The organism is Streptomyces sp. MJM8645 (genome assembly GCF_001625365.1).
Taxonomy (GTDB): domain Bacteria; phylum Actinomycetota; class Actinomycetes; order Streptomycetales; family Streptomycetaceae; genus Kitasatospora.
Genome location: NZ_LJJF01000001.1, coordinates 6,326,526 through 6,352,957, shown reverse-complemented (window position 1 = coordinate 6,352,957; position 26,432 = coordinate 6,326,526). Strand labels below are relative to the sequence as shown.

19 protein-coding genes and 1 pseudogene are annotated in these 26,432 nt (G+C 74.6%); 12 read left to right on the top strand and 8 right to left on the bottom strand.

The window, feature by feature from the left end:
• Positions 1-271 precede the first annotated feature (271 nt).
• The 5 genes and pseudogenes from A6F73_RS27050 to A6F73_RS27030 all read left to right on the top strand — a co-directional run bounded on the left by A6F73_RS27050 (position 272) and on the right by A6F73_RS27030 (position 6,991).
• Positions 272-1,402 carry a glycosyltransferase family 4 protein gene (locus tag A6F73_RS27050; RefSeq protein ID WP_244293514.1) on the top strand — a complete coding sequence of 377 codons (1,131 nt, stop codon included), beginning with the start codon at positions 272-274 and terminating at the stop codon, positions 1,400-1,402.
• Between the two features lie 206 nt (positions 1,403-1,608).
• The gene (gene mscL, locus A6F73_RS27045) at positions 1,609-2,058 is read left to right on the top strand and encodes a large conductance mechanosensitive channel protein MscL (RefSeq protein WP_063350160.1); all 450 of its coding nucleotides are present in this window, start codon (positions 1,609-1,611) and stop codon (positions 2,056-2,058) included.
• A 345-nt stretch (positions 2,059-2,403) separates the two neighbouring features.
• Positions 2,404-2,844 (top strand): annotated as a pseudogene (locus A6F73_RS44425) (DUF6643 family protein); the annotation flags it as partial.
• A 568-nt stretch (positions 2,845-3,412) separates the two neighbouring features.
• On the top strand, positions 3,413-4,291 hold the full coding sequence (locus A6F73_RS27035; RefSeq protein WP_063350158.1) for an MOSC N-terminal beta barrel domain-containing protein: 879 nt from the start codon (positions 3,413-3,415) through the stop codon (positions 4,289-4,291).
• Between the two features lie 246 nt (positions 4,292-4,537).
• Entirely contained in the window at positions 4,538-6,991 is a 2,454-nt protein-coding gene (locus A6F73_RS27030) for a right-handed parallel beta-helix repeat-containing protein (RefSeq protein WP_063350157.1), read from the top strand.
• A 175-nt stretch (positions 6,992-7,166) separates the two neighbouring features.
• On the opposite strand, the gene A6F73_RS27025 is transcribed toward A6F73_RS27030, so the two are convergent.
• On the bottom strand, positions 7,167-8,378 hold the full coding sequence (locus A6F73_RS27025) for a PLP-dependent cysteine synthase family protein (protein ID WP_079136046.1): 1,212 nt from the start codon (positions 8,376-8,378) through the stop codon (positions 7,167-7,169).
• A gap of 142 nt (positions 8,379-8,520) precedes the next feature.
• Positions 8,521-9,699 carry an ROK family protein gene (locus A6F73_RS27020; RefSeq protein ID WP_063351577.1) on the bottom strand — a complete coding sequence of 393 codons (1,179 nt, stop codon included), beginning with the start codon at positions 9,697-9,699 and terminating at the stop codon, positions 8,521-8,523.
• A 116-nt stretch (positions 9,700-9,815) separates the two neighbouring features.
• Here A6F73_RS27020 and A6F73_RS27015 point away from each other — a divergent pair, with 116 nt between their 5' ends.
• Both A6F73_RS27015 and A6F73_RS27010 read left to right on the top strand, forming a co-directional pair.
• Positions 9,816-11,087: an MFS transporter gene (locus A6F73_RS27015; protein ID WP_079136044.1), complete on the top strand. Its 1,272-nt coding sequence runs from the start codon at positions 9,816-9,818 to the stop codon at positions 11,085-11,087.
• 142 nt (positions 11,088-11,229) lie between these two features.
• On the top strand, positions 11,230-11,811 hold the full coding sequence (locus A6F73_RS27010) for a HutD family protein (protein WP_063350156.1): 582 nt from the start codon (positions 11,230-11,232) through the stop codon (positions 11,809-11,811).
• A gap of 86 nt (positions 11,812-11,897) precedes the next feature.
• On the opposite strand, the gene A6F73_RS27005 is transcribed toward A6F73_RS27010, so the two are convergent.
• Positions 11,898-12,890 carry an alpha/beta fold hydrolase gene (locus A6F73_RS27005; protein WP_244293513.1) on the bottom strand — a complete coding sequence of 331 codons (993 nt, stop codon included), beginning with the start codon at positions 12,888-12,890 and terminating at the stop codon, positions 11,898-11,900.
• Positions 12,891-13,004: 114 nt separating this feature from the next.
• Here A6F73_RS27005 and A6F73_RS44145 point away from each other — a divergent pair, with 114 nt between their 5' ends.
• Positions 13,005-14,513, top strand: coding sequence for a helix-turn-helix domain-containing protein (locus A6F73_RS44145; RefSeq protein WP_208869122.1), 1,509 nt, complete (start codon positions 13,005-13,007; stop codon positions 14,511-14,513).
• Between the two features lie 45 nt (positions 14,514-14,558).
• On the opposite strand, the gene A6F73_RS26995 is transcribed toward A6F73_RS44145, so the two are convergent.
• Entirely contained in the window at positions 14,559-15,314 is a 756-nt protein-coding gene (locus tag A6F73_RS26995) for an acyltransferase (RefSeq protein ID WP_063350155.1), read from the bottom strand.
• A gap of 168 nt (positions 15,315-15,482) precedes the next feature.
• Here A6F73_RS26995 and A6F73_RS26990 point away from each other — a divergent pair, with 168 nt between their 5' ends.
• Positions 15,483-16,244: a maleylpyruvate isomerase family mycothiol-dependent enzyme gene (locus tag A6F73_RS26990; RefSeq protein WP_063350154.1), complete on the top strand. Its 762-nt coding sequence runs from the start codon at positions 15,483-15,485 to the stop codon at positions 16,242-16,244.
• Between the two features lie 80 nt (positions 16,245-16,324).
• On the opposite strand, the gene A6F73_RS26985 is transcribed toward A6F73_RS26990, so the two are convergent.
• On the bottom strand, positions 16,325-17,098 hold the full coding sequence (locus A6F73_RS26985) for an enoyl-CoA hydratase family protein (RefSeq protein ID WP_063350153.1): 774 nt from the start codon (positions 17,096-17,098) through the stop codon (positions 16,325-16,327).
• Positions 17,099-17,268: 170 nt separating this feature from the next.
• The gene (locus A6F73_RS26980) at positions 17,269-18,699 is read right to left on the bottom strand and encodes an MFS transporter (protein ID WP_159398551.1); all 1,431 of its coding nucleotides are present in this window, start codon (positions 18,697-18,699) and stop codon (positions 17,269-17,271) included.
• 120 nt (positions 18,700-18,819) lie between these two features.
• Between A6F73_RS26980 and A6F73_RS26975 the strand changes: the two genes are divergently transcribed.
• Together A6F73_RS26975 and A6F73_RS26970 are read left to right on the top strand one after the other, a co-directional pair.
• Positions 18,820-19,806: a helix-turn-helix domain-containing protein gene (locus tag A6F73_RS26975; protein ID WP_063350152.1), complete on the top strand. Its 987-nt coding sequence runs from the start codon at positions 18,820-18,822 to the stop codon at positions 19,804-19,806.
• A gap of 261 nt (positions 19,807-20,067) precedes the next feature.
• On the top strand, positions 20,068-22,371 hold the full coding sequence (locus tag A6F73_RS26970) for a glycosyl hydrolase family 18 protein (protein WP_063350151.1): 2,304 nt from the start codon (positions 20,068-20,070) through the stop codon (positions 22,369-22,371).
• A gap of 136 nt (positions 22,372-22,507) precedes the next feature.
• Here A6F73_RS26970 and A6F73_RS26965 read toward each other — a convergent pair whose 3' ends face one another.
• On the bottom strand, positions 22,508-23,659 hold the full coding sequence (locus tag A6F73_RS26965) for a geranylgeranyl reductase family protein (protein ID WP_063351572.1): 1,152 nt from the start codon (positions 23,657-23,659) through the stop codon (positions 22,508-22,510).
• 548 nt (positions 23,660-24,207) lie between these two features.
• On the opposite strand from A6F73_RS26965, the gene A6F73_RS26960 reads away from it, so the two are divergent.
• Positions 24,208-25,572: a dipeptidase gene (locus tag A6F73_RS26960; RefSeq protein ID WP_063350150.1), complete on the top strand. Its 1,365-nt coding sequence runs from the start codon at positions 24,208-24,210 to the stop codon at positions 25,570-25,572.
• On the opposite strand, the gene A6F73_RS26955 is transcribed toward A6F73_RS26960, so the two are convergent.
• A complete protein-coding gene (locus A6F73_RS26955) occupies positions 25,548-26,387 on the bottom strand; it encodes a DUF4184 family protein (protein ID WP_063350149.1) in 840 nt (279 codons plus the stop codon). The genes A6F73_RS26960 and A6F73_RS26955 overlap by 25 nt on opposite strands.
• Positions 26,388-26,432: the final 45 nt, after the last annotated feature.

Sequence of the window (26,432 nt, the reverse complement as noted above, 5' to 3'; positions counted from 1 at the left end):
GTGGTGGCCCGTGCGCCCGCGTGAATACACCTGATGTGCGCTGGTCGACTGCGGCCGTGCGCCGGTTGCTCCCGTCGTGCGCCCTGTTCCGCCCCCTCTCGCCCTGCCTCGCTCTGCCTCGCCTCGCCGCACCCCGGCGTCCGACCCCGGCCGCCGTACGGCTGGCGGGCCCGACGGCCACCTGCGATGCTGATCACCAGTCAGGGGGCGTCCGGCACGGGAGAACGGACGCGCCCGCAGCGGGCGGGGGTGGCCGGTGCAGGTGCTTCTGGTGGTCGACAGCGTGAACCGGACCGGCGGGGCGGAGCGCGCCCTGGTCTCGATGGCTCCCCAACTGGTGCGCGCCGGAGTCACGTTGGACGTCGCCTACCTCTACGACTCCCCCGGCGGCTGGCAGCCGGAGCTGACCGCGGCGGGCGCCGCCGTGTTCGGCGTCGGCCGACCGACCGGGGCCGCCACCGCCGCCGCGCTGCGCCGGCTGATCCGCGAACGCCGGCCCGATCTCGTCCACACCGCCCGCCACGCCTCGGACGTGCTCGGCCGCGCCGCCGCCCTGGCCGCCCGCACCCCGGTGGTTTCCAGCCTCCTCGACCCGGCGTACGGACCGGAGCAGTCGGCGGCGCACGGGGCGAGCCCCTGGCGGATGCGCACCGCGCAGGCCCTGGACGCGGCCACCGCCCAGGGCGCCCGCCGCTTCCACGCGCTCACCCGGCACGTGGCCGGCACGATGGCGCGGCGGCTGCGCATCCCCCGACGCCGGATCGACGTGGTGCCGCGCGGGCTCGACCCGGAGCTGCTGGGCACGGCCACCCCGGAGCGGCGGGCCGCCGTACGCGGTGCGCTGGAGCTGGCGCAGGACGTGCCGGTGGTGCTGGCCGCCGCCGGCCAGCACCACCGGAAGGGCCTGGACGTGCTGTTGACGGCCTGGCCGGCGATCCGGCACGCGCAGCCCGGGGCCGTCCTGCTGCTCGCCGGCGCGGCGGGCCCGGAGAGCGCACGGCTGCGGGCGCTCGCCGAGTCCGCCGGGAGCGTCCGCCTGCTCGGGCCGCGCGAGGACGTGGCCGACCTGATGGCCGCTGCCGACGTGCTCGCCGTGCCGTCCCGCTGGGCGGGCCAGGGCGGCACGGCGATCGAGGCGATGGGCGTCGGGGTGCCGCTGGTCTGCGCGGACGTGCCGGCGTTGCGCGAGACGGTCGGCTCGGAGGACTACGCCCGGCTGGTGGCGCCGGAGCGGCCGGCCGAACTGGCGGCGGCGGTCGTCGACACGCTGGACGACCGGGCGGCGGCGCGGGTGCGGGCGAAGGCCGCGCGGGCACGGTTCCTGGCCTCGTTCACGCTGTCCCAGGTGTCCGCGCACATGGTCGAGTTCTACGAGCGCGCGCTGCGGGTGCGGCCGCTCTGACCCCTGCGACCCGGCGGCGGCCGGATCGACCCGTACGCGGAGCGCCCGGGCTGCGCCCGGACCCGGCCGGCGCGTCCTGCGGCCGGTTACGCGGATCGGGTGAACGCGGTTGGACCTCGGCCCGGCCCGGTCGGCAGGATGTCCGGCCGGGGCGACCGTCGCGCTGCCTCACCTCCCCCTTCCCCGTACGGATTTGGAGTCACCCGGTGTTCAAGGGATTCCGCAGCTTCCTGCTGCGCGGAAACGTGGTGGACCTCGCAGTCGGCATCGTGATCGGCGCGGCCTTCACCGCCGTGGTCACCGGGTTCGTCACCGCCTTCCTCACCCCGCTCATCGGGGTCGCCACCGGCGCCGTCGGCGACTTCACCCAGAAGACCTTCGAGGTGGCCGGCACCCGGTTCCCGTACGGGGTCTTCGTCAACGCGCTGATCGGGTTCGTGCTGGTCGCCGCGGTGATCTACTTCGCCGTGGTGCTTCCGGTCGGCAGGCTGCAGGCGCGCTTCGAGTCGGCCAAGCCGGCGCCGGTCGTGAAGGTCGACTGCCCGGAGTGCCTGAGCCCGATTCCGGCCGCGGCGACCCGCTGTTCCTTCTGCACCTCGGAGGTCGCGGGCCGGCCGGGCCTCCCGGCGCAGGCGCAGGCGTTGCAGGCGAGCTGACCACGGGCCCGAGGCCGCTGACGGGGACTTTATTCCCGAAACATTCACGAGCCCTCGTCGGACCGTCGGCGGGGGCTCGAATGCGCCGGCGCACGCCCTGTCCGCAAAAGTTTCTCCGGCGGGCCCCGAACCGTCCACCGCCCGGTCACCGCAAGGGTTCGCCGCGCCGCCGTCCGGGTACTGTTCGATCACTGACGGCACGCCAAGGTTGTCCGGAACTGAACGCCGGTATGTCCGTTCTTCCTACTTTCGAAACCTTTGTGCGAGCGAAGACTGTGTAAACAGTCGAACTGCTCCCCCTCCCGCTCTCCTCAGCAGGCGCGTTGTGGGCTTACCGTATGCCCCATGACCTCGCCCCGCTCCTACGACGGAGTCGGCTACCCCTCTCCGTCCTTCTCCTCCGGCACGCCGATCTACGACAGCCTCGTGGCTGAGCGCGGCGTCCCCCAGATCGCACCCATCAACGTGCCGGCGGCCCTTCCGCCGGCCATGTCGTCCGGTTACGGGGCCAGCGCCGGCCCGTCCTACGAGAACCGGTACGGCAACGGGTACGAGAGCGCCGGCAGCAACCTCCCCGCGCTGCCGCCCGCCCGCCTCGCCCTGGGCCCCGGCCCGAGCAGCGGCCCCTCCGCCGGTCCCGCCACGGCGTACATCCCCGCGCAGCCCGCGCCGGCGTACGCCTCCGCGCCCCAGCCGCCCGTCCCCGGCTACGGCGCCCCCCAGCAGTACCAGCGGCCGCAGCCCGCCGCACCGGCCTTCGCGCAGACCGCCAGCGGCGGCTACCAGCCGACCGGCGGCCAGAGCTTCGGCGGCCAGAACACCTTCATCGGCGGCCAGGGCGGCCAGCAGTCCTTCGGCGCGCAGCCGATCGGCGGTCCGGGCGCGTTCGGCCCCGGGCAGCCGGGCGGCCAGCCGCAGGGCGGTCCGCAGAGCCTCGGCGGCCAGCAGTCCTTCGGCGGCCCCGGCCAGGCCGGCCCCGGCTTCCAGGGCCAGGGCGGCGACCAGGGCTTCGGCGGCGCCCAGCTGCGCCCGGCCATGGCGCCGGTCCGCCCGATGCAGCCGCAGCGCCCGGGCCCGTACGGCGAGCCCGGCCACAACGCCTACAACGCGGGGGGCCAGCAGGGCGGCTACCAGCAGCAGGGCCAGGGCTACTGAGCCACTGACCTCCAGGGCCGGACCCCACCCGGCCCGCACCCGCACCACCTGAGCACCACCCGGCGCGCTCCCCGCGCCGGGCGTACGGAGAAACGGGTCATCCACGGACCGCCCGGAACGCCCCCCACGGCGTCCCGGGCGGTCCGTGCGCGTACGGGGGTCCTGCGGACCGCCGGGAACCGGCTGGCAGGATGGGGGAATGCAGCTCACCGGACTCCACGTCTACCCCGTCAAGTCCATGTACCGCCTGAGCCCCGACACCGCCGCCGTCGAACCCTGGGGCCTGGCCGGAGACCGCCGCTGGATGCTCGCCGACACCACCGGACGCTTCGTCAGCCAGCGCGAGAACGCCGCCCTCGGCCAGATCAGGCCCGACCTGCTCCCCGACGGCGCGCTCTCCCTCACCGCCCCCGACGGCTCCCGGATCGAGGTCCCCGCGCCCGCCGTCGCAGCCGGCGACCCGCTCGCCGAGGTCGAGGTCTGGGGCACCCGCTTCCGCGCCGCCGAGGCCGCCAAGGAAGCGCACCGGTGGATCGCCGAACACCTCGGCGACTACCGCCTGGTCCACCTGGACGACCCGCACGCCCGGCCGGCCGACCCCGACTACGCCGAGCCCGGCACCACCGTCTCGATGGCCGACGGCTTCCCCCTGCTGCTCACCACCACCGCCTCGCTGGAACGGCTCAACGAACTGATCGCCGCCGAGCACCCCGACGGCCACGAGCCGCTGCCGATGGAGCGCTTCCGCCCCAACGTCGTGGTGGGCGGCGCCGAGCCGTGGGCCGAGGACGGCTGGCGCCGGATCCGGATCGGCGACCTCACCTTCAAGGTCGTCAAGCCCTGCGGCCGCTGCGTCATCACCACCACCGACCAGGAGAGCGGCGAGCGGCGCGGCCCCGAACCGCTGCGCACCCTGGCCCGGCACCACCGGCTGCTGAAGAAGGCCGCGTTCGGGCAGAACCTGATCCCGGAGCGGCCGGCCGGCACCACCGGCGACGTGCTCGGCACGCTGCGCGTCGGCGACCGGGTCGAGGTCCTGGAGGACGGGGCGCAGTGGCCCGCCGACGCGCGGGGGTGAACCGGCGGCGCTCCGGTTCACCGGCTCCCCCCGCCGCCGCCCCCGCGGCGCGTCCCCGTCTCGGAACCACAGGTGTGCGCGCTCGTTGAACATGTGGTCGGAACCTGTGGCGAAGGCGCGAGCCCCCGGTGCCCGCGCGACCGCGGCCGACCGGACCACCCATGGAGGCGCGCTACGGTGGGCGGGCGGCCCGCGCGTACGGCCCGTTGAACGCCGGCTCGACGAAGGTGGGGACGACAGACCGTCATGGCAGAGCACAGGGTCCGGGTCACCCAGGACAGCGCATCCCGCTGGCGCCGCCGCGCAGGCGAGTACGACACCCTCGCGGAGGCCCTCGCGGCCGCCGAACCGGGCGACACCGTGACCGTCCGGCCGGGGACGTTCCGGGAGAACGTACTGCTGGACAAGCCCGTGACGATCGTCCCGGCCCAGGGCCCGGGCACCGTCCGGATCGACCCGCCGTCCGGAGTGGCGCTGACCGTCACCGCCGACGCCATCGTCCGCGACCTCGTCGTCGAAGGCGGCGACAGCTCCACCCCGGCCGTCCTGATCACCGGGCCGCAGACCGCACCCTCGCTCAGCGGCTGCCGGATCGAGACCCGCTCCGCCACCGGCATCGAGATCACCGACGGTGCCCGGCCCACCCTGCGCGGCTGCGTCGTCGCCAACCCGGCCGGACTCGGGCTGCGCCTGCGCGGCCCCGGCACCGCCGCCGCCCTGGAGGACTGCGAGGTCGCCGCCGCCGGGCAGGCCGGACTCGCCGTCCTCGGCGGCGCCACCGCCGCCCTCGACCGCTGCCGGGTCCACCACGCCGTCGGCGCCGGCGTCCTGCTCTCCGACCCGGGCAGCGCCGCCGAACTGACCGGCTGCGAGATCTACGAGATCCGCGGCAGCGGCGTCCAGGCCGAATCGCAGGCCCGCGGGCGGCTCGTCGACTGCGAGATCCACCGGGTCACCGGCAACGGCCTGACCCTGGACGGCGAGGCCGAACTCGTCCTCACCGGCTGCCGGGTGCACGACCTGCCGGAGAACGGCGCCGACCTGCGCGGCCGCTCCCGGCTCAGCCTCAACCACAGCACCGTCCGGGACTTCGGGCGCGGGGCGCTCTCGGTCTGGGACCAGGGCACCGAGGCCGTCGCCGAGTCCTGCCAGATCCACGGCTCCACCGGCGAGTACCCGGCACTGTGGGTCAGCGACGGCGCCCGGCTCACCCTCACCGACTGCTCGCTGTACGACCTGCCGGACGCGCTGTTCGTCCTCGACCGGGACTCCGCCGCCACCGCCGCGGACTGCTCCTTCAGCCGGATCCGCAGCTCGGCGGTCTCGGTCAGCGGCGGCGCGGCGGTGACCCTCACCGGCTGCCGGGTCCAGGAGGCCGGCACCGGCCTGTGGTTCCGCGACCACGGCAGCGGCGGCCTGCTCACCGGCTGCGAGATCTCCGACGTGGCCACCGGGGTGATCGTCACCAAGGGCGCCGACCCGGTGCTGCGCGACTGCACCGTCCGGGCCAGCACCGACGCCGGCGTGTACGTCTCGGCGCAGGGGCGGGGCACCTTCGAGGACTGCCGGGTCTCGCACGGCAAGGGCTTCGGCTTCCACATCATCGACGGCTGCCGCACCCAGCTGACCCGCTGCCGGGCCGAGCAGAACGAGCGGGCCGGCTTCGAGTTCTCCGAGCCCGGGCCGGTCGCCGAGGGCTGCACCTCGGACGACGTCGCACCGGCCGCCGGCGCGGCCGAGGTGCCAGGCCCGCGGGCCGCCCAACTGGCCTCCGCCAGTGCCCCGTTGGCCGGGATGGCCGGGAGAGCCGGTGCGGCCGGCACCGCCGCCGCCACGTCCGCCGCGTCGGCCGCCACCTCGGCGATCGCCCCGATCCCGGACTGCCGGCCCGCCGACGAGGCGCTCGCCGAACTGGACGCGCTGGTCGGGCTGGCCACCGTCAAGCAGGAGGTGCGCACGCTCATCGACCTCATCTCGGTCGGCAAGCGCCGCCGCCAGGCCGGGCTCAAGGCGCCCTCGCTGCGCCGGCACCTGGTCTTCACCGGCGCCCCCGGCACCGGCAAGACCACCGTCGCCCGGCTCTACGGCGAGATCCTCGCCTCACTCGGGGTGCTCCAGCGCGGACACCTGGTCGAGGTGGCCCGGGTCGACCTGGTCGGTGAGCACATCGGCTCCACCGCGATCCGCACCGCCGCCGCCTTCGACCGCGCGCGCGGCGGGGTGCTCTTCATCGACGAGGCGTACGCGCTCGCCCCCGAGGACGGCGCGCGCGACTTCGGGCGGGAGGCCATCGACACCCTGGTCAAGCTGATGGAGGACCACCGGGACGAAGTGGTCGTCATCGTGGCCGGCTACACCCTGGAGATGGAACGCTTCCTCTCCGCCAACCCCGGCGTCTCGTCCCGCTTCTCACGCACCGTCACCTTTCCCGACTACACGGCGGACGAGCTGCTGGAGATCGCCCGGGCCCAGTGCGCCGAGCACGAGTACGCGCTCGCCGAGGCGACCGAGGGCGTACTGCTGGACCACTTCGCCCGACTGGAGCGCGGCCCCAACTTCGGCAACGGGCGCACTGCGCGGCAGGTCTTCGAGACCATGGTCGAGCGGCACGCGATGCGGGTCGCCCACCTCGCGGACCCCTCGACGGAGGAGCTCCAACTCCTCGTCCCGGCCGACCTACCGGGCGCACCGCTGCCCTGACGCCGGGGGCTCGGCGCTGTGGCGTCTGGCGGGGAGGGCGGCGAGGGCGGCGAACAGATAACAGAGTCTGAAATCTGTTATCTGTTCGCTGTTATCTGTTCGCGGTCATTTGTTCACCGCCGCCGCCAACACGAGCGGGCGGGCAGGCAGGCGAGCGGGGCCGGCGACCTCGGCGTCAGCCCGTCCAGGCGCCGCCGGCGAGGAAGGACTCCAGCACGGCCCGGTACGGCGCGATGTCGATCCGCTCGCCGGCCAGCCAGTCGTCCGAGTAGTACTTGTCCAGGTAGCGGTCGCCCGGGTCGCAGATCAGACCGACCACGCTGCCCCGCCGCCCCGCCGCCCGCATCTCGGCGACGATCTTCAGCGCGCTCCACAGCCCCGTCCCGGTGGACGCCCCCGCCTTCTTCCCGAGCACCTGCTCCAGCACCCGCACGGCGGCGATGGAGGCGGCGTCCGGCACCTTCATCATCCGGTCGATCGCCCCCGGGACGAAGCTCGGCTCCATCCGGGGCCGTCCGATGCCCTCGATCCGCGAGCCCCGCTCGCAGACGGCGTCCGGGTCGTGGTGCACCCAGCCGTCGAAGAAACAGGAGTTCTCCGGATCGGCGACGCAGATCCGGGTGTCGTACTGCATGTAGTGCACGTACCGGGCGATGGTCGCCGAGGTGCCGCCCGTCCCGGCGGTGGCGACGATCCAGGCCGGCTCGGGGTGCGGCTCCAGGCGCAGCTGGGCGAAGACCGACTCGGCGATGTTGTTGTTGCCGCGCCAGTCGGTGGCCCGCTCGGCGTAGGTGAACTGGTCCATGTAGTGCCCGCCGGTGCTCTCGGCGAGCCGGGCGGAGGCCTCGTACACCTCGTCCGAGCGGTCGACCAGGTGGCACTCGCCGCCGTGGAACTCGATCAGGTCGATCTTGGACTGGCTGGTGCTCTTGGCCATGACCGCGATGAACGGCACCCCGACGAGCTGCGCGAAGTACGCCTCCGAGACGGCGGTGGAGCCGCTGGAGGCCTCGATCACCGGCTTGCCGGGGCGGATCCAGCCGTTGCAGAGCCCGTGGAGGAAGAGCGAGCGGGCCAGGCGGTGCTTGAGCGAGCCGGTCGGGTGGGTGGACTCGTCCTTGAGGTAGAGGTCGATCCCCCACTCGCCCGGCAGCGGGAAGCGCAACAGGTGGGTGTCGGCGGAGCGGTTGGCGTCGGCCTGGACCTTGCGCACCGCCTCCTTGAGCCAGGCGCGGTACTGCGGGTCGGTCCGGTCGACATCGACGGTCGGCTCGATGCCGGTGGTTGGCGCGGCGTCGACGGTCGGCTCGACGGTCGGCTCGACGCTCGCGGTCGGCTCGATGCCGCTCGCTCCGCCGGACTGGGTCCCGCCGGGTTGGGTGCTCATGGCCACTCTCCCTCGTTACGACCCCCCACTGCTCACTACGAGTGTAGGAGAGTCACGATAAGTGACCGTTTTCGCAGTCCCAGCTTCCGCTTATCGCCCCTGGTCCGACCTGTCACCCCCAGCCCGACACCCGGCCCCGGGTTCAGCCCGCCGTCACCGACTGCGGGTCCGCCAGGTACGGCCCCCAGCCCAGCTCCGCCGCACCCGCGAGCGCGCCGTGCGCCAGCTCCGCGCCGACGATCGGCACCCGTCCGCTGCGCCCCCACAGGCTGCGCTCGGCGACCACCGCGCGCAGCCGCTCGGGCGCGGCCTCCAGCAGGTCGAGGTGGAGCCCGCTGAGGACCACCCGGTCCGGGTTGAGGATGTTGGCGACGCCCGCGAGTCCGAGCCCGAGCCGGTCGATGACGTGTTCCACGGCGGCCCGCGCGCGATCGTCGGTGGCGGCCGCCCGGCACAGTTCGCGCGCCTGGTCGAGCAGCGGGCGCCCCGGTTCGGGGGTGAGCCCGGCGGCGGCGAACAGTGCGTCGGGGTCGGTCTCGGAGTTCAGGCAGCCCCGGTTGCCGCACGGGCAGAGCCGACCCTGGGGGTCGACGGTGAGGTGGCCGACCTCCAGGGCCAGCCCGGCACTGCCGGTGTGCAGGTGGCCGTCGATCACCAGCGCACCGCCGACGCCGCGGTGGCCGGAGGTGACGAGGAGCAGGTGACGGGCACCGCGCCCGGCACCGTGCCGGTACTCGGCGAGCGCGGCGAGGTTGGCGTCGTTGGCGAGGGCGGTGGGCAGTGGCCGACGGGCGCCGGGGCCGTGGTCGGCGCGGCCCACCTCGACGTCGTACAGGTCGGCGACCGGGGTGCCGCTGGGCCAGGCGAAGTGCAGTGCGGCGAGCGCGGCGCCGTCGGGTTCGGTGACCGGGTTGGGCAGGGCGAGCGCGGCGCCGAGGCAGCGCCGGCTGGTCGCGCGGGCGAGTTCGGCGCCCGCCTCGGCGACGGCGCGCAGCATCCGGACGGGGTCGGTGGCGGCGGGCAGCGGCAGGTGGACGGGCGGGTCGAGCAGGCCGCCGAGGCCGGCCAGGGTGACGCTCAGTCCGTCGGCGTGGATCTGCCCCGCGACCACGACCGGGCCCTGCGGGTCGATCGCGAGCCGGTGCGAGGGGCGTCCGCGTCCGCCGCCGGCCGGGCGCGAGTCGACGGTGATCAGCCCGAGCGCCTCCAGTTCGGCCGTGACGGCCCCGGCGGTGGCCCGGGTGACGTCCAGTGCGCGAGTGAGTGCCGAGCGGGTGGGCGTCTGTCCGGTGTGGATGAGCGAGAGCGCGGGGCCGAGCAGCGTCCGACCGCGATCGGGGGCCGCGCGGCGGTGGGCGTCGCGCTGCGCTTCGAGGTCGGTTCCGGAACCTGGTCGCGGACTTGAAGGTGAGAGCTGCACGCCCCTATTGTGACTTTGTGCCGCTTCGAAACAAAATCCGCCCGCGTCCTCGACCCGACCAGACCTCCCCCCAGTCTCTCAGCACACCCCCCGGCACGGACAGCCCCTGGGGCTCGGCACGGCTCGCACTCACCGCGTTCTTCGCCGTCGACGGCTTCCTCTTCGCCGCCTGGGTGGTCCGTATCCCGGACATCCGCAGCCAGGTCAACGCCTCGCACAGCGCCCTCGGGCTGGCCCTGCTCTGCCTGTCGATCGGCGCCGTCCTCACCATGCCGCTCGTCGGGCGGCTGTGCCTGCGGTACGGCTCGCGCCCGGTGACCGTCGGCTCGCTCGCCCTGCTCAGCCTCGCCGTCCCGCTGCCCGCACACGCCCACTCGGTCACCGCGCTCGGCGGCGTGCTGCTGCTCTTCGGCGCCGGGTACGGCGGCGCCAACGTCGCGATGAACAGCGCCGCCGTCGACCTGGTGGCGCAGCTGCGACGGCCCGTCATGCCGAGCTTCCACGCCGGGTACAGCCTCGGCGGTCTGCTCGGCGCGGGCCTCGGCGGGCTCCTCGCCGGTGCGCTGAGCACCGCCTGGGCGCTCGCGCTCGGCGGTCTGCTCGGCCTCGCCGTCACCGCCGCCGCGGGCGTCGTCCTGCTGCGCAGCCCGGCCGCGCCGCTGGTCGCGCCCGGCCGCACGGGCGACGGCGACGCCATCGGCGACGACGCGAACGGCCACGGCACCCGCACCACGGCCGGCCGCGCCGCCCCGCACCTGCGGCTGCTCGTCCTGCTGCTCGGCCTCACCGCGCTGTGCACCGCGTACGGCGAAGGCGCGATCGCCGACTGGACCACCCTCCACCTCACCGACGACGTCCACGCCAGCCCCGGGACGGCCGCCGCCGGGTACGCCGCGTACGCCTTCGCCATGACCAGCGGACGGGTCGGCGGCACCTGGCTGTCCATCCGGCTCGGCCAGACCCGGCTGATGCTGCTCGGCGGCCTGACCGCGGCGGCCGGCATGCTGGTCGCCGCCCTCGCCCCGGTGGTGCCGCTGGCCGTCTGCGGGTTCGTCCTGGTCGGCCTCGGCCTCGCCAACCTCTTCCCCCTCGCGATCGCCCGGGCCGGTGCGGCGGGCGGCCCGCAGGGCGTCGCGTTCGCCTCGACGCTCGGGTACGGCGGCATGCTGATCGGCCCGGTGGTGATCGGCTTCCTCGCCGACGCGGCGGGGCTGCCGATGGCCCTGACCACCGTCGCGGTGGCGGCCACGGCGGCGGCGCTCCTGCCGCTGGCCGTCCGTCGGCGCTGACCGTCCGTCGGCGCTGACCGTCCGTCGGCGCTGACGGGAGCACCCGGGTCGTCGGCACGACCAGTCCCACCGTCCCCACCGCCGACGGCCCCGGGCGACGCCCGACGCGGCCGCGCGCGGACGTGGTGGCAGGATGCGGGCCATGACGAGCAGCGGACGGATCCAGGTACTGCGGGCGGCCGAGCGCCCGGCCACGACATGGCTCAACGGGGGCGGGGTGACCAGGGAGGTCGCCGGTTTCCCCGTCGGGGCCGGGCTGGACGCCTTCGACTGGCGGGTCAGCCTCGCGGACGTCGCGTCGGCCGGGCCGTTCTCGCCGTTCCCCGGCGTCGACCGGGTGATCACCCTGGTCGAGGGCCCCGGCATGACGCTCACCGTCGACGGCGCCGAGCAGCTGGTCGACGCGCCCTTCCGCCCCTTCGCCTTCTCCGGTGACGCCGTGACGGACTGCCGGCTGTCGGCCGGCCCGGTGGTCGACTTCAACGTGATGACCCGTCGCGGCCGGGTCGCTGCCACCGTGGACGTGCTGACCGCACCGGCCGTCGTGGACGTCCCGCCGGGGGCGACCGTCCTGCTGGTCTGCCTCGCCGGTTCGGCCGCCGTCGACGGTGACACGGTGCTCGACCGCTACGACGCCGCCCTGCTGGAGGGGGCCGGTCCGCGCGAGGTGCTGGTCCGGGCCGGCGGGGTCACCGCCGTGGTCACGCTCCGCCCGTCGCGCTGACGCCGAGGAACCGGGGCGCCCGGACACCGGAACGCCGCGGCCCGGGAGGGAGGCCTCCCGGGCCGCAGCGTTCCGGTGGGTGCGGCTCAGCCGCAGAACACCGGTGTGGCGTGCGCCGGATCCAGGGCGTTGGTCACCAGGTGCAGCGCCGTCGGCGAGAACGCGATCGCCACGTGCTCGGCGAGCGTGATCGGGCAGTGGTTCTGCAGCACCTCGTTGTCGACGGCCGGGCCGGTCAGGAACTGGGTCCGCCACGGGGTGACGACCTCGTCGTACACGGTCGAGATCACCGTGTAGCTCACGCCGGGCACGGTGTCCGGGCGGGAGGCCATCGTGCGGTTGAAATCGGAGCCCACCGCCTGGTCGCGGCAGGCCTGGCAGACGGTGAAGATCAGGTCCGCGACGCCGGGGAAGTACGGCACGAGCTTGGTGATCCCGTCGAGCGTCGTGCCGTGGTTGGACGGCGCTAGGCCGACCAGCCGGCCGACCTTCGCGGCCCCGCCGAGGAACTTCAGGTAGTAGTTCGGCAGCATGCCGCCCTGCGAGTGCCCGACGATGTCGACCTTGGCCGCGCCGGTGGCCTTCAGCACCAGGTCGACGAACCGCCCGAGTTGGGCGGCCGACTCGGGCACCGGGCCCAGGCCGCCGATCGGCAGCAGCAGGCCGCTGCCGCTGGAGGTGATGCCCGGGATGGTGCCGTAGTCGAGCGCGAAGACGCAGTACCCGAGGCCCTTCAGCAGCGGGGAGAGCGCGAGCCAGTTCTCGTAACGGTTGGCGAAGGTGCCGTGCACGAGGACCACCGGATCGGGGTGGGCGGCGCTCGGGCGGCAGTTCCAGTCGTTGGCGCCGGGCGGCGAGGCCACCGAGTCACCGTCGGGCGGCAGTTCGGCGGCGGCGGAGGTGGCGGCAGCGCTGAGGGAGCGGGCGGCGGAGGGCGCGACGGAGGGGGACGTCGCGGCGCTCGCCGGGGCGGCCGACGCGCCGGCCAGCAGCGCGCCCGCCAGCACGGTCGCGCCGATGGCCCCGCCGAGCCTGCGGCGCACGGGAGTTGCGGAGAAGCGGAGAAGTGGGGTTCTCAACTGTTGCCTCCACGGCGGAAGTTTGTTACCAACAGGTAACCCGAGTGGCTCCATCATGCGGTCGCCCCTCCGGCCCGGCCCTTGGGCGTTCCCCAGACCTGGACGGTGTTCTCTGTGACCGGTCACAACGCACCCGCCGCCTCGCCCGGCCGCTCACCCGACGCCACACCCCGCTCCGAGCCGCACTCCGCGCCCGCCTCCGTGCCCCCCTCCGCAGCCGACCGCACACCCGTCCGTGCGCCCGAGCCCACCGCCGTCCCCAACCACACCACCGTGCGCGCGCCCGACCGCGCGCCCGACCGCGTGCCCGACCGCACCGCCGACCGCACGCCCGGCTGGCGCGTCCCGGTGATCGGCGGCCGACCGGCCGACCAGCGACTCCTGGGCGGTGTACGCGAGTTGGCCGAGAGCGTGGTCGCCGCCCTGCTGGACCGCGTGCCGGTGTACCACCGCCTGCCCCGCGAACAGCTCACCGGCGAACTCACCCGCGACACCGAGCGCCGGATCCGCGCCCTGGCCCACGCCGTCCGCACCGGACTCCCCGCCCCCGACGAGGAGTTCGCCGCCGTCCGGGAGGCCGCCGCCCGCCGCGCCGAGGAGGGCCTGCCGCTGGACGCCGTCCTGCTCGCCCACCACCTCGGGCTGGAGGTCTGCTGGGAGTTCGTCACCCGGCACGCCCGCGACGGCGACGCCACCGACCTGCTCGTCCTCAACCGGCTGCTGCTCGACCAGCTCCGCCAGGCCACCACCGCCGCCGGCGCCGGCTACCTCGACGAACGCCGCCCGACCGGCGACCGGCGCGGCGCCGCCCGGCAGTCGCTGCTCACCGCACTGCTCGCCGGCGCCCCGGCGGACGAGGCCGCCGCCCGGGCCGGGCTCCAACTGCCGCCCCGGTACGCCGTCCTGTGCCTGTCCGTCGCCGACCATCCCGACGAGCACGCCCCCAGTGTCGACCCGGGCATCGCCGGCCGCCGCAAGCTCCGCCGACTCGTCGCCGAACTCGACCACCGGACGCGGCAGTCGGCGATCACCGCGCTCACCCCCTCGGGCGGCCTCGTGCTCGTCCCGCTCGGGCCGCCCCCGGAGGCCCGGCCGGAGCCCCGGCCGGAGCGAGCGTCCGGGCGCCCCGGCACGCCCGCCGAACTCCCGTGGCAGCACCTCGCCGCCACCGTCGCCGCGGCCGCCCGGGCCGGGGGCGTCCCCGTCCTGGCCGCGGCGGCGGCCGCCGCACCCGACGAGGTGCCGGGCGCGGCCGCGCTCGCGTACGAAGTCCTGGACGTGGCCCGCGCGTTCGACCGTCCGCCCGGCCTGTACCGGCTCGACGACGTCCTGCTCGAATACCAGCTCACCCGCCCCAGCCAGGCCCGCTCCCGGCTCGCCGCACTGCTCGAACCACTGGCCGACGGCGGCGAGTTGCTCACCACCCTACGCACCCACCTGGCCGGCGGGCTCAACCGGCGGCACACCGCGGGCGCCCTGCACCTGCACCCGAACACCGTCGACTACCGGCTGCGCCGGATCGCCGCCCTCACCGGCCTCGACCCCGCCCGCCCCGCCGACGTCCTGCGGATCACCGCCGCCATCGCCGCCCGCGCCGCCGAACAGGCCCCCGCAGTCCGATAGCGACGTACCGGCACCCGCCCCACCGGGAACGGCGGCGCGGGTGCATCAGCCCTGCTCCCCCGGCAACCGCAGGTCCCACCCCACCAGGGCCCGCAGTTGCTCCGCCGTCACGCCGTCCGGCACCGGCTGGGGTGCGTCGTGGCGCAGCGGCGGCTGCCAGCCCTCCTCTGCCGTCCAACGGCGGACCACCTTGGCCGGCGCCCCGGCCACCACGCTGTGGTCGGGCACCTCGCCACGCACCACCGCGCCCGCCGCGACCACCACGTTGCGGCCGATCCGGGCCCCCGGCAGGATCACCGCTCCGGTGCCGATCCAGCTCCCGGCACCGATCTCCACCGGTTCGTTGCGCGGCCACTGCTTGCCGATCGGCAGGTCGGTGGACCGGTACTCGTGCGCCTGGTCGGAGATGTAGACACCGGGCCCGGTCCACACGTCGTCGCCGAGGACGATCGACTGGTGGCCCACGATGTGGCTGTCCCGGCCGATCACACAGCCGCCGCCGATCCGTACGATCGGCTCGGGCCCGAGGTCGAGGCCGGGCAGGAAACCGGCGCTGATGGTGACCCGCTCGCCGATGATCGAGAACGGCCCGATGGTGATCCACTGCTCGTTGAAGACCGCGCCGAGCGGGAACGCCAGTGTCGTACCGTCGCCCAACTCGCCGAACCGGTACGGCCCCGGGCTCTGCCGGGTGACCGCACCGGTCCGCTGCACCCAGCGCCAGCCCCGGTGGACGAGGCGGCTGGCGGCACGGCGGCCACCGGCTCGGACCGCGGAGAGCAGCGAACGGGTTATCGGCATGCCCTCACGTTACCGGCCCGTAGGGTCCGGCCGGCCGCCGGGCGGTCAACATCACACCGGCCCCGCACCCACCCTGGCCTGCGGCCTCCCACGGCCAGGCCCGGCCCTCCACCCGGGCGGGTCCGAAAACCGCAACCGGCCGGCGGGCTCCGGTGCAACACTCCCCCCATGGAGATCACCGAACACATCGACGCCCTGCGCCGCGAGGGCACCCTGCTCGCCGAAGCGGCCGCCCGTACCGACCTCGCCGCCCCCGTGCCGACCTGCCCGGACTGGAGCCTCAACAACCTGCTGAGGCACGTCGGAAACGTCCACCGCTGGGCCGCCGCCTACCCCTCCCAGGGCCTGCCCGCGCCCCTCGACGAGGACGGCAGGCGGGCCGTGATCGGGCCGGCGCCGTCCGACGCGGCACTGCTCGACTGGTTCCGCGAAGGCCACGCCGCCCTGGTGGACACGCTCACCCGGGCCCCGGCCGACGTCGAGTGCTGGAGCTTCCTGCCGTCGCCCAGCCCGCTCGGGTTCTGGGCCCGCCGCCAGGCGCACGAGACCGCCGTCCACCGCGCCGACGCCGACGCGGCGGCCGGCACCGAGGGCCCCCGGGTGGACACCGCTCTCGCCCTCGACGGCATCGACGAACTGCTGGGCGGCTTCGTGGCCAGCAGCCGCTCCCGGCTGCGCAGCGAACGGACCCGCACCATCGGGGTCCGGACCACCGACGGCCCCGGCTCCTGGCAGCTGACCATCACCCAGGAGCCGCCGACCATCGGCACGGGCGGCGCCGCCGAACCGGCCGACCTCACCCTCACCGGCCCCGCCCACGACCTGTACCTGCTGCTGTGGAACCGGCTCCCGGTCGGGTCCGCGCAGGTCGAACTCGCCGGCGACGAGGCGCTGCTCGAACTCTGGCGGACCAGCGCGGTCATCGGCTGAGGCCGCGCTGCACGTAGCGCGCCGCGGGTAGCGCGCCGCGCGCTGGGAACGGGAGCCGGGGGGGGTGGAGCGGCCCGGGGTCAGCGCACCCAGCGCGCGGGCCGCTTCTCCAGGAACGCCCGCATCCCCTCCTGCGCCTCCGCCGACCCGAACAGCCGCGCCGACAGCTCCACCAGCCCCTCCGCGTCCCGCTCGAAGGACCGCACCACCTCGGCGTTGGCCAGCCGCTTGGACTCCGCCAGCCCCTGCGGGGAGCCCTGGCGCAGCGCGTCCAGCAGGCCCTTCAACGCGACCCCGGTGTCCTCGGCGGACTCGGTGGCGCGGGTGATCAGGCCGATCCGGGCAGCCTCGGCGGCGTCGAAGACCTCACCGGTGAGGTAGTAGCGGGAGGCGGCGCGCGGGTCCAGCTTGGGGCGCAGCGGCAGCGAGATCACAGCGGGCGCGAGGCCGAGCCGGACCTCGGTGAACGCGAAGGTCGCAGCCGGCCCGGCGAGGGCGAGGTCCGCCGCGCCGATCAGGCCGAGGCCGCCGGCCCGGGCGTGCCCGTCGATCACGGCGATCACCGGCTTGGTGCAGTCGACGATCGCCCGCTGCAGCTCGACCAGGCCGCGCGGGCCGACCGTCGGGTCCGCGCCGGTCGCCTCGGACAGGTCCGCACCCGCGCAGAACACCTTGCCGGTGTGCCCGAGCACCACGGCCCGGACCTCCGGGTCGGCCGCGGCGACCGCCAGACCGGCGTGCAGCTCGGCCATCAGCCGGGTGGAGAGTGCGTTGCGGTTGTGCGGCGAGTCGAGGGTGATCGTGGTGACGGCGTCGGCGGTGGTGACGCGGACGAGGGGCTCTGCGCTGGTCATCGGCGGGGCCTGCCTTCCGGCTGAGGGTGGGTCGGACTGCCGCGCCGCCCCGGGTGCCCGGGCGACGCCCGGACGACTCTGGCACGCCCACCCGCCCCTCGGCCAGAGCCAATCTGGCCCGAGGCGCTGATCGGGATCGAGGCCCTCGCGCTCGTCCGGGAGTGGCCGCGTCACCGAGCCTCGGCATCCCCTTCCCGTCGCCCGGCCCACCGGACGGCGGGGCCCATCGCCAGGCCCGCCGCCGCCAGCACCGCGCCCAGGACGGCCCAGCCGGCCAGACCGAACCCGATCACGGCGGTGCTGACCAAGGCCGGACCGGCCATCATCGACGCCGCCGAACCCGCGTTGTACACGCCCTGATAGGCGCCGTGGTCGCGCTCCCCCGCGAGGTCGTAGCTGAGCGCCCAGCCGCCGGCCTGGCCGAACACCTCGCCCAGCGACTGCAGCGCGACGCCGCCGAGCACCACCACGGCGGCGACGATCGCGGGCAGGCCGTGTGCGAGGCCGACGACCAGGCACGAGGCGGCGAGCAGCAGCCCCCCGCGGCCGCAGAGCCGGGCGGCCGTCGCCCGGTCCTCCGTCCCCCGGGTGGCCCGCACCTGAAGGGCGATCACCAGCAGGGTGTTGACGATCAGGGTGCCCGCGACGGTGATCCGGGGCGCCTCGGTGTCATGGACGATCCACAGCGGCACGCCGACCTCCAGGACGGCGAACTGCAGGGCGAGGACCGCGTTCAGCACCGTCACGACCAGGAACGGGCCGTCCCGCAGCGCCGGATTGCGCCGCTTGCCCCGCCGGGCACCGCCGTCCCCCGGTTCCGCGGACGGCGCGACCGGGGCCGGGTGCGCGTGGGCGGGGAGGCGGTGGGCGGGGAGGCGGTGGAACAGCACGGCGACAACCACGAAGGAAGCGGCGTCGGCCAGAATCGCCGTCAGATAGGCCGGCTTGGTGTCCACCTGGAGCGCGATCGCGCCGACGGCCGTCCCCAGGCAGATGCCCACGTTGGTCACCACCCGCAGGTAGGCCCGGCCCGCCACCCGGCGGTCGGGCGGCAGCACCTCGGCGTAGAGCGCGTTCCGCACGGCGGCGGACCCGCGGTCGACGGCCGCGACCCCGCAGGCCAGCACCACGAAGGCCGGATAGCTGTGCACGAGCGTGTACCCGGCGGTGCCGACCGCCTGCACTGCGACCAGCACGACCAGCACCGGCCGGGCTCCCCAACGGTCGGCGGCCCGCCCGGCCGGCACGCTCGCGACGACGCCGCACAGGCCGGCGGCGGTCAGCCCGAGCCCCAGCTGGGCGGCACTCAGACCGAGCACCCGGGTGAAGAACAGCACCGCGACGGACAGGGACAGGCCGCTGCCGATCGTGTTGACCAGAGTGATCCCGGCCAGCCGCCGGACCATCGGGTCGGGGTGCAGCCGCCGTCGCACGGCGCTGACGAGCCCGCCGCCGGCCTGCGGGCCTGCGGTGTCTCCGGGGTTTGCGGTCGTTGCGATCGTTGCGGTGTCTGCGGTGCTTGCGGTGGTTGCCGTGATGGCGGCGCCTCCGGGCATGGCGGGGTCGGGTCCGGACGTCTCCGCCGGCGAGGTGGTGGTCATGTGCTGATCACACCGCCGGACGGCCCGGGTCCGGTACTCCTTTAGGCTCTGGCTAAAACCAAGCGCCCCACGCGCCCCAGCCCCGGCACCCATGCGCCGCGCCGCAGGAGAGCACCCCCCGTGCACCGCTTCACGCTCGGCCTGGCCGACCTCGCCACCACCTGGTTCGCCGTCTCCCCGATCCAGGAGGCCTCGCTCAGCCTGCGCATGTGGACCCACCCCGGGGTCTACCAGCTCCAGACCCCGGCCTTCGAACGGCTCCGGCCCGCCTTCGAACGACTGGACTCCACGCTGCTGCTGTCGCTCATCGCCGGGAACCGCTGGATCCCCGACTTCCTGACGCCCCGCCCGACCTCGCCCGCCGCCGACTTCCGCACCGAGCTGGCCACCGTCCGCGCGCTGCCGCCGGAGCAGCTGCGCCCCGAACTGGAGCAGGTCTTCCTGCCACACGGGCGGCCCCTGCCCGCCGCGCTCGCCGCCGGACTGGCCGACCCGGCGCGGCTGTTGCAGCGGATCGCCGATGCGCTGGAGGAGTACTGGGAGGTCTGCCTCGCGCCGTCCTGGTGGCCGCAGGCCCGTGCGGTCCTGGACGCCGACCTGGTCTACCGGGCCCGGCTGCTCTCCCAGCACGGCGCGGCGGCGCTCTTCGCCGACCTGGACCACCGGCTGCACTGGGAGGACGGCGTCCTGTCGATCAACCGCCGGTGGACGGACTGGGACGCGGAGACCGCCGTGGACGGCCGCGGCCTCGTCCTCATCCCGACCTTCTTCGCCCGCGGCGCGATCACGATGATCAGCAACGAGCGTGCGCCGCAGATCAGTTACCCGGCGCGCGGCCAGGCGGGCATGGCCGGCCCGGGGACGCCGGTGCCGCCGCGGGCGCTGGAGGCGCTGGTCGGCGCGCCGAAGGCCCGACTGCTGGCCCTGCTCGCCGAACCCGCCTCCACCACCGACCTCGCCTACCGGCTGGGCGTCACCCCCGGCGCGGTCAGCCAGCACCTGTCCGTCCTCGCCGCCACCGGCCTGGTCACCCGGGCCCGGCACGGCCGCTCGGTGCTGTACCTGCGCAGCCCGCTCGGGGACGAACTGACGGGGGCGAACAGGTGACAAGTGACAGATAACAGATTTCAACATCTGTTATCTGTTATCTGAAAGTTGTCACCTGTTCGCCCCCGCAGCCCCCGACCGGCCCGCACCACCCCGACGAATCCCCCAACTACCCAGTGGTACAGACCTGTTGACGCATTGGTCCAGTCCTCCTACAGTGCCCATGCCCCGTCTCCCCACGGCGCGGGCACCCATCGCACACGCACCAAGCACGGCGGTTCTACGTCACCCTGTCCAACCCCCACAGTCACAGGGAGAACCATGTCCGCTCGATCCCGGGCCAGGCGCCCGCGCGTGCGCAGCAGACTGCTGGCACTGCTCTCCGTCCTGCTCCTGCCCCTCGCCGCGCTCACCGCGCTGGCCGCCCCGGCGAACGCCGCCGGAAAGCTCACCGCCGCCTTCACCACCGCCAACAACGGCTCCTGGTGGCAGGGCACCTACATCGTCCACAACGACAACGCCACCGCCGTGACCGGCTGGACCCTGGAGTTCGACCTGCCGGCCGGCGTCACCATCGGCAACAGCTACAACGGCACCGCCACCGTCAACGGCCAGCACGTCACCGCGACCAACGCGTTCTACAACGCCACCGTCAACGCCCACAGCACCACCGAGCCGTACAGCTTCTGGTTCGTCGGCAACGGCCCGGTCTCCACCCCCACCAACTGCCGCGTCAACGGCGACAAGTGCGACGGCACCGCCGACGTCCCGCCGTCCGCGCCGGGCACCCCGGCGGTCACCGAGTCCACCGCGCACACGCTCGCCCTGACCTGGCCGGTCGCCACCGGCGGGGACTTCCCGGTCGCCTCCTACGACGTGCTCAACGGCGCCACCGCGGTCGGCTCCAGCACCACCACCAGCGCCTTGCTCACCGGGCTCACCCCGGCCACCACATACACGCTGACCGTCCGGGCCAAGGACAGCCGCGGCAACACCGGACCACTCAGCGCGCCCGTCACCGCCGCCACCTTCGACCCGTCGACCGACCCGGTCCCGCCCACCGCGCCGACCAACCTCCGCACCACGGCGGTCAGTTCGTCGGACGTCACGCTCGCCTGGAACGCCGCGACCGACAACGTCAGGGTCGCCGCGTACGACGTCTACCAGGGCGGCACGCTGGTGGCGACGGTCGGCGGCGGCACCCTGACCGCGACGGTCGGCAGCCTGTCCCCGTCCACCACCTACACGTTCACCGTGAAGGCCCGCGACCCCGCCGACAACGCCTCGCCCGCCTCCGCCCCGCTCACCGCCACCACCTCGGACCTGGTCGGCGCCGGAAAGTACGCCCGGGTCGGCTACTTCGTCCAGTGGGGCATCTACGGCCGCCAGTACTTCGTCAAGAACCTCGACACCTCCGGCAGCGCGGCCAAGCTCGACGTCGTCAACTACGCCTTCGAGAACATCGATCCGGTCAACCTGACCTGCCTGGCGGGCGTCACCAGGGGCACCACCGCCAACCCGCAGGACCCGGACCAGGGCACCGGCGCCGGTGACGCCGACGCCGACTACGCCCGCCCGATGAGCGCCGACCAGTCGGTGGACGGCGTGGCCGACGACGGCTGGGGCAAACTCCGCGGCAACCTCAACCAGGTGAAGAAGCTGAAGGCCAAGTACCCGAACCTGAAGGTGGTCGTCTCACTCGGCGGCTGGACGTACTCCAAGTACTTCTCGGACGTCGCCGCCACCGACGCCTCCCGCCAGAAGTTCGTCAAGTCCTGCCTCGACGTGTGGATCAAGGGCAACCTGCCGGTCTACAACGGCGCCGGCGGCGACGGCGTGGCGGCCGGGATCTTCGACGGCATCGACCTCGACTGGGAGTGGCCGGGCTCCGCCGACGGCCACGCCGGCAACCACTGGAGCGCCAACGACAAGGGCAACCTGACCCTGCTGCTGGCCGAATTCCGCAAGCAGCTCGACGCGTTGGGCGGCTCGCACAAGCTGCTCACCGCCTTCACCCCGGCCGACCCGGCGAAGGTCGCCGCGGGCTGGGACCTCACGAAGATCTTCAGCTCGCTGGACATCGCCAACGTCCAGGGCTACGACTTCCACGGCTCCGGCAGCGACAACTCCTGGGAGCCCAACCGCACCGGCCCCCAGGCCAACCTCTACGCCGACCCGAACGACCCGTACAACTTCCACTTCAGCGTGGACGCGGCGGTCCAGACCTACCTCGGCGCCGGGGTCAACCCGCGCAAGCTCACCATCGGCTTCCCGTTCTACGGGCGCGGCTGGCAGGGCGTGGCGGACGGCGGCGCCTCCGGCGTGTGGCAGTCCGCGAACGGCGCAGCCCCGGGCCAGTTCAGCGAGGAGGCCGGCACCCGCGGCTACAACAACCTCATCACCGGCGTCCCCAACCTGGCCGTGTACCACGACCCCAAGTCCATTGCGACGTACGGCTACACCGGAGCCGGCGGCCAGTGGTGGACCTTCGACGACGCCTGGTCGATCGCCCAGAAGACGGCCTACCTCAAGTCGAAGAACCTGCTCGGCGGCATGATCTGGGAGATGTCCGGCGACACTCCCTCCGGCACGCTCATCAACGCACTCGACTCCGGGCTCAAATAGCCGGAGGACACGGCCCGTTGGGCCGGTGGGGCAGCAAGGGCCGGTGCTCCGAGAACAACGGAGCGCCGGCCCGCGCCTCAGGTGCCCCAGGTGCCCGACGGGCCTCCAGGGCCGCACCCGCTCCCAGGGCCTCCCGTCACCGGGACGCCATCGCCGCCAGCTTCCTGGCCGCCCGGTACTGCCGGAGCACCTGCGCGAAGGTGGTGTGCCCCTGGGTGGTCCGGGCGAAGGCCCGCCAGGCCGGCGCCACCAGGCAGACCGCCGCGTGGAACAGGTACGGGCGCCGCTCGAAGGCGCCCAGCAGCTGCTTGCCGGCGCGCATCTCCACGCCCAGCCCGGCCTTGATGGCGAACGCGTAGTTCAGCGCCTCGCGCCGCACGTCCGCCGCCTTGCCCGCCTCCGCGACCTTCACCGCCCACTCGCCGGCCAGCCGGCCCGAGCGCAGCGCGTACGAGATGCCCTCACGGGTCCACGGCTCCAGCAGTCCGGCCGCGTCCCCGGCGACCAGCACCCGGCCGCGGGAGAGCGGCGAGTCCTCGGCCCGGCAGCGGGTCAGGTGCCCGGACTCCACGCTCGGGGTGAAGCCGGACAGCCCCAACCGCCGGATGTAGTCGGCGAGATACTGCTTGGTCCGCTCGCCGTCGCCGCGCGCCGAGATGACGCCGACGGTCAGGCTGCTCGACTCGGTCTTCGGGAACACCCAGCCGTAACTGCCGGGCAGCGGGCCCCAGTCGAGGTGGATCCGGCCCGACCAGTCCGCGGCGACCTGCGGCGGGACGGGGATCTCCGCCTCCAGGCCGAGGTCGATCTGGTCGAAGGTGACGCCGACGTGCCGGGCGATCCGGCTCGCACTGCCGTCCGCGCCGACCACCGCGCGCGCCTCGAAGGTGCGCCCGTCGGCGGCCGTCACCAGCGCCGTCCGGTGCTCGCCGCCGCGCTGCTCGACGCCGGTGACGGTCACTCCGGTGACCAGCACCGCCCCGGCCTGCTTGGCCGCCTGCACCAGGCGCAGGTCGAACTCGTCCCGGTTGACCAGGCCGAACAGCATCCGCCGGGACCGACGCGTCCGGGTGAACCGCCCGTCGTAGGCGAAGGTGACGGCGTGCACGCGGTCCTGCAGCGGCAGCCGGAAGTCGGGCGGCAGGCTGTCCCGGGACGGGCCGATGATGCCGCCGCCGCAGGTCTTGTAACGGGGGTGCTCGGCCTTGTCGAGGAGCAGCACCCGCCGGCCCTGGACGGCGGCGGCGTGCGCGGCCGAGGCTCCGGCCGGTCCGGCACCGACCACCACGACGTCCCAGACGCCGTCGAGCGGCTCGGGCGCCGACCGACCGGCCCTCGGCGCGGTCGCGGCTTCGGTCGCGGCTTCGGTCTCGGTCCCAGCCTCGGTCGCGGCTTCGAACACCGTCTCGGTCCCGGCCTCGGGCACCGTCCCGGTCTCGGACACCGACTCGGGCGTCCCCTCGGACGCCTCGCCTGACGGCTGACCTGACGACCGGCCTGACGGCCGTCCGGACACCTCGGCGTCGAGCGGCGAGGCCTCGGTGTCGAGTGGGCTGCGGGAATCGGAGCTTCCGGAGTCAGTCACGTCGAGCAATCCTATGCGTCCGCCGGACCCGCCGCTGGCCGCGCCGCCCCGAACGCCAGACCGAACCCAGATCGAACCCGGGCCGAGCCCGGGGCGATCCATCGGACCGATCCACCAGACGGTGCGCCGGGCGGGATCGCCGGGTAAAACCACCCGATCGGACTGTTCGAGTCCGCCTATGATCGGCGGTACCCAAACCGCCCCCTCCGCCCGCACCACCCCTCGGGCGAAGCCTTCCCCTCGGAGCCCCGATGTCACAGCCGCTGGCCGACGCCGTCCGGTCCCTGATGGACCGTGCCCGCACCGACCTCGCCGAACTGGTCGCCTTCCCCTCGGTCGCCGACCCGCGCCAGTTCCCGGTCGAGGAGTGCGAGAAGGCCGCCCGCTGGGTCGCCGACGCCTTCGCCGCCGAAGGCCTGACCAACGTCCAACTGCTGGACACCCCGGACGGCACCCAGTCCGTCTACGCCGAACTGCCCGGCCCCCAGGGCGCGCCGACCGTGCTGCTCTACTCGCACTACGACGTCCAGCCCCCGCTCGACGAGAACGCCTGGCTCAGCCCCGCCTTCGAACTGACCGAGCGTGACGGCCGCTGGTACGGGCGCGGCGCCGCCGACTGCAAGGGCAACATCCTGATGCACCTGACCGCCCTGCGGGCGCTGCGGCAGGCGTACGGCGACAGCTACCCGGTCGGACTGAAGATCATCGTCGAGGGCTCGGAGGAGCAGGGCACCGGCGGCCTGGAGCGCTACGCCGAGGCCCACCCCGAACTGCTCGCCGCCGACGCCATCATCATCGGCGACACCGGCAACTTCGCCGCCGGCCTGCCCACCGTGACCGCCTCGCTGCGCGGCATGACGGTCGTCGAGGTCGCGGTCACCACCCTGGCCGGCAACCTGCACTCCGGCGCCTTCGGCGGCGCCGCCCCGGACGCGCTGCAGTCGCTGGTCCGGATGCTCGCCTCGCTGCACGACGAGCACGGCGACGTCGCGGTGGCCGGACTGACCGGCGGCCAGACCTGGAGCGGTGTCCAGTACCCGGAGGAGCAGTTCCGCTCCGACGCCAAGGTGCTCGACGGCGTCGCCCTGACCGGCACCGGCACCATCGCCGACCGCCTGTGGGCCCGCCCCGCGATCACCGTCCTCGGCATCGACGCCCCGCCGGTGATCGGCGCCACCTCCTCCGTCCAGGCCGCCGCCAAGGCCCTGGTCAGCCTGCGCGTCCCGCCGGGCAACGACCCGACCGCCGCCCAGGACGCGCTGGTCGCCCACCTGGAGGCGCAGGTCCCGCTCGGCGCCCGTCTGACCGTCGAACGCCAGGGCACCGGCGCCCCGTTCAACGCCGACACCACCGGCCCGGCGTACGAGGCGATGGGCGAGGCCATGGCCGAGGCCTTCGGCACCGAGATGGTCGCCTCCGGCGAGGGCGGCTCGATCCCGCTCTGCAACACGCTGCGCTCGCTCTACCCGAAGGCCGAGATCGTGCTGATCGGCGTCGAGGAGCCGACCACCCAGATCCACGCGGTCAACGAGAGCGTCGACCCGCAGGAACTGGAGCGGATGGCCCTCTCCGAGGCCCTGTTCCTCCGCCGCTACGCCGAACTGCGCTCGGTCTGACGCGCGTTGGTCCGGGGACCGCCATCGGCGGTCCCCGGCACCGGCCGCCCGCCCCGGAACCTGCGGGCGGCACCCGTCACCACCGCGTAACCGACCGCACCCACCGCGAGCCCGGCCCCGGCGCCGAAGCAGAACTCCGGGATCAGGTTCCGCCGCAGCGGGGCCAGCCGGTGCAGCACTCCGGCCGCCGTCGCCGCGCCCAGGGCCGTGACGGCGGCCCGGCGCGCCCGGGGAGCGAGTGCCACGGCCGGGCGGACCGGCTCCACGCCCCGCACCGCCCGCACCGCCCAGCCCGCCATCGCGGCCAGGGCCAGCGCCGAACTGCCGTACTGCAGCGCCGAGTAGAGCGGAACCCCGGCCACCTCCCGGTCCAGCACCGGCAGCAGCCGGACACCCAGCCGGCCCTCGTGGGTGAACGCGTCCCAGCCGACGTGGGTGGCCGCACCGATCGCCGCCGACGCCGCGAACCACGCCGCCCCCGTACCCGCCCCGCCTCCGGCGGGCCGCCGGACCGTCAGTGCCTCGGCCGCGCCCGCCCACCGGTCGGGCAGCAGCGCCACCAGCGGCGCGCGCAGCAGACCGTGCCAACCTGCCACCAGCGCGCCCGCGATCGCCACGTCCAGTGTCGGCACGGCCCACCAGCGGTGCGTCAGACCGCCGTGGCCGTACACCCCGGGCAGCAGCGACTCGGCGAAGAACGGGACGTCGGGCGCCATCGATCCGGCGACCAGCGCCGAGGCGACCAGCGGCCCGCGCTCCCCGGCGGCGCGCAGCAGGGGCAGGACGGCGGCGGGGTGGCTCAGTGTGAACGGCATGCCCCCCATTCTCCCGCCCCTGCCGGGCCATCAGCCAACGCCCGG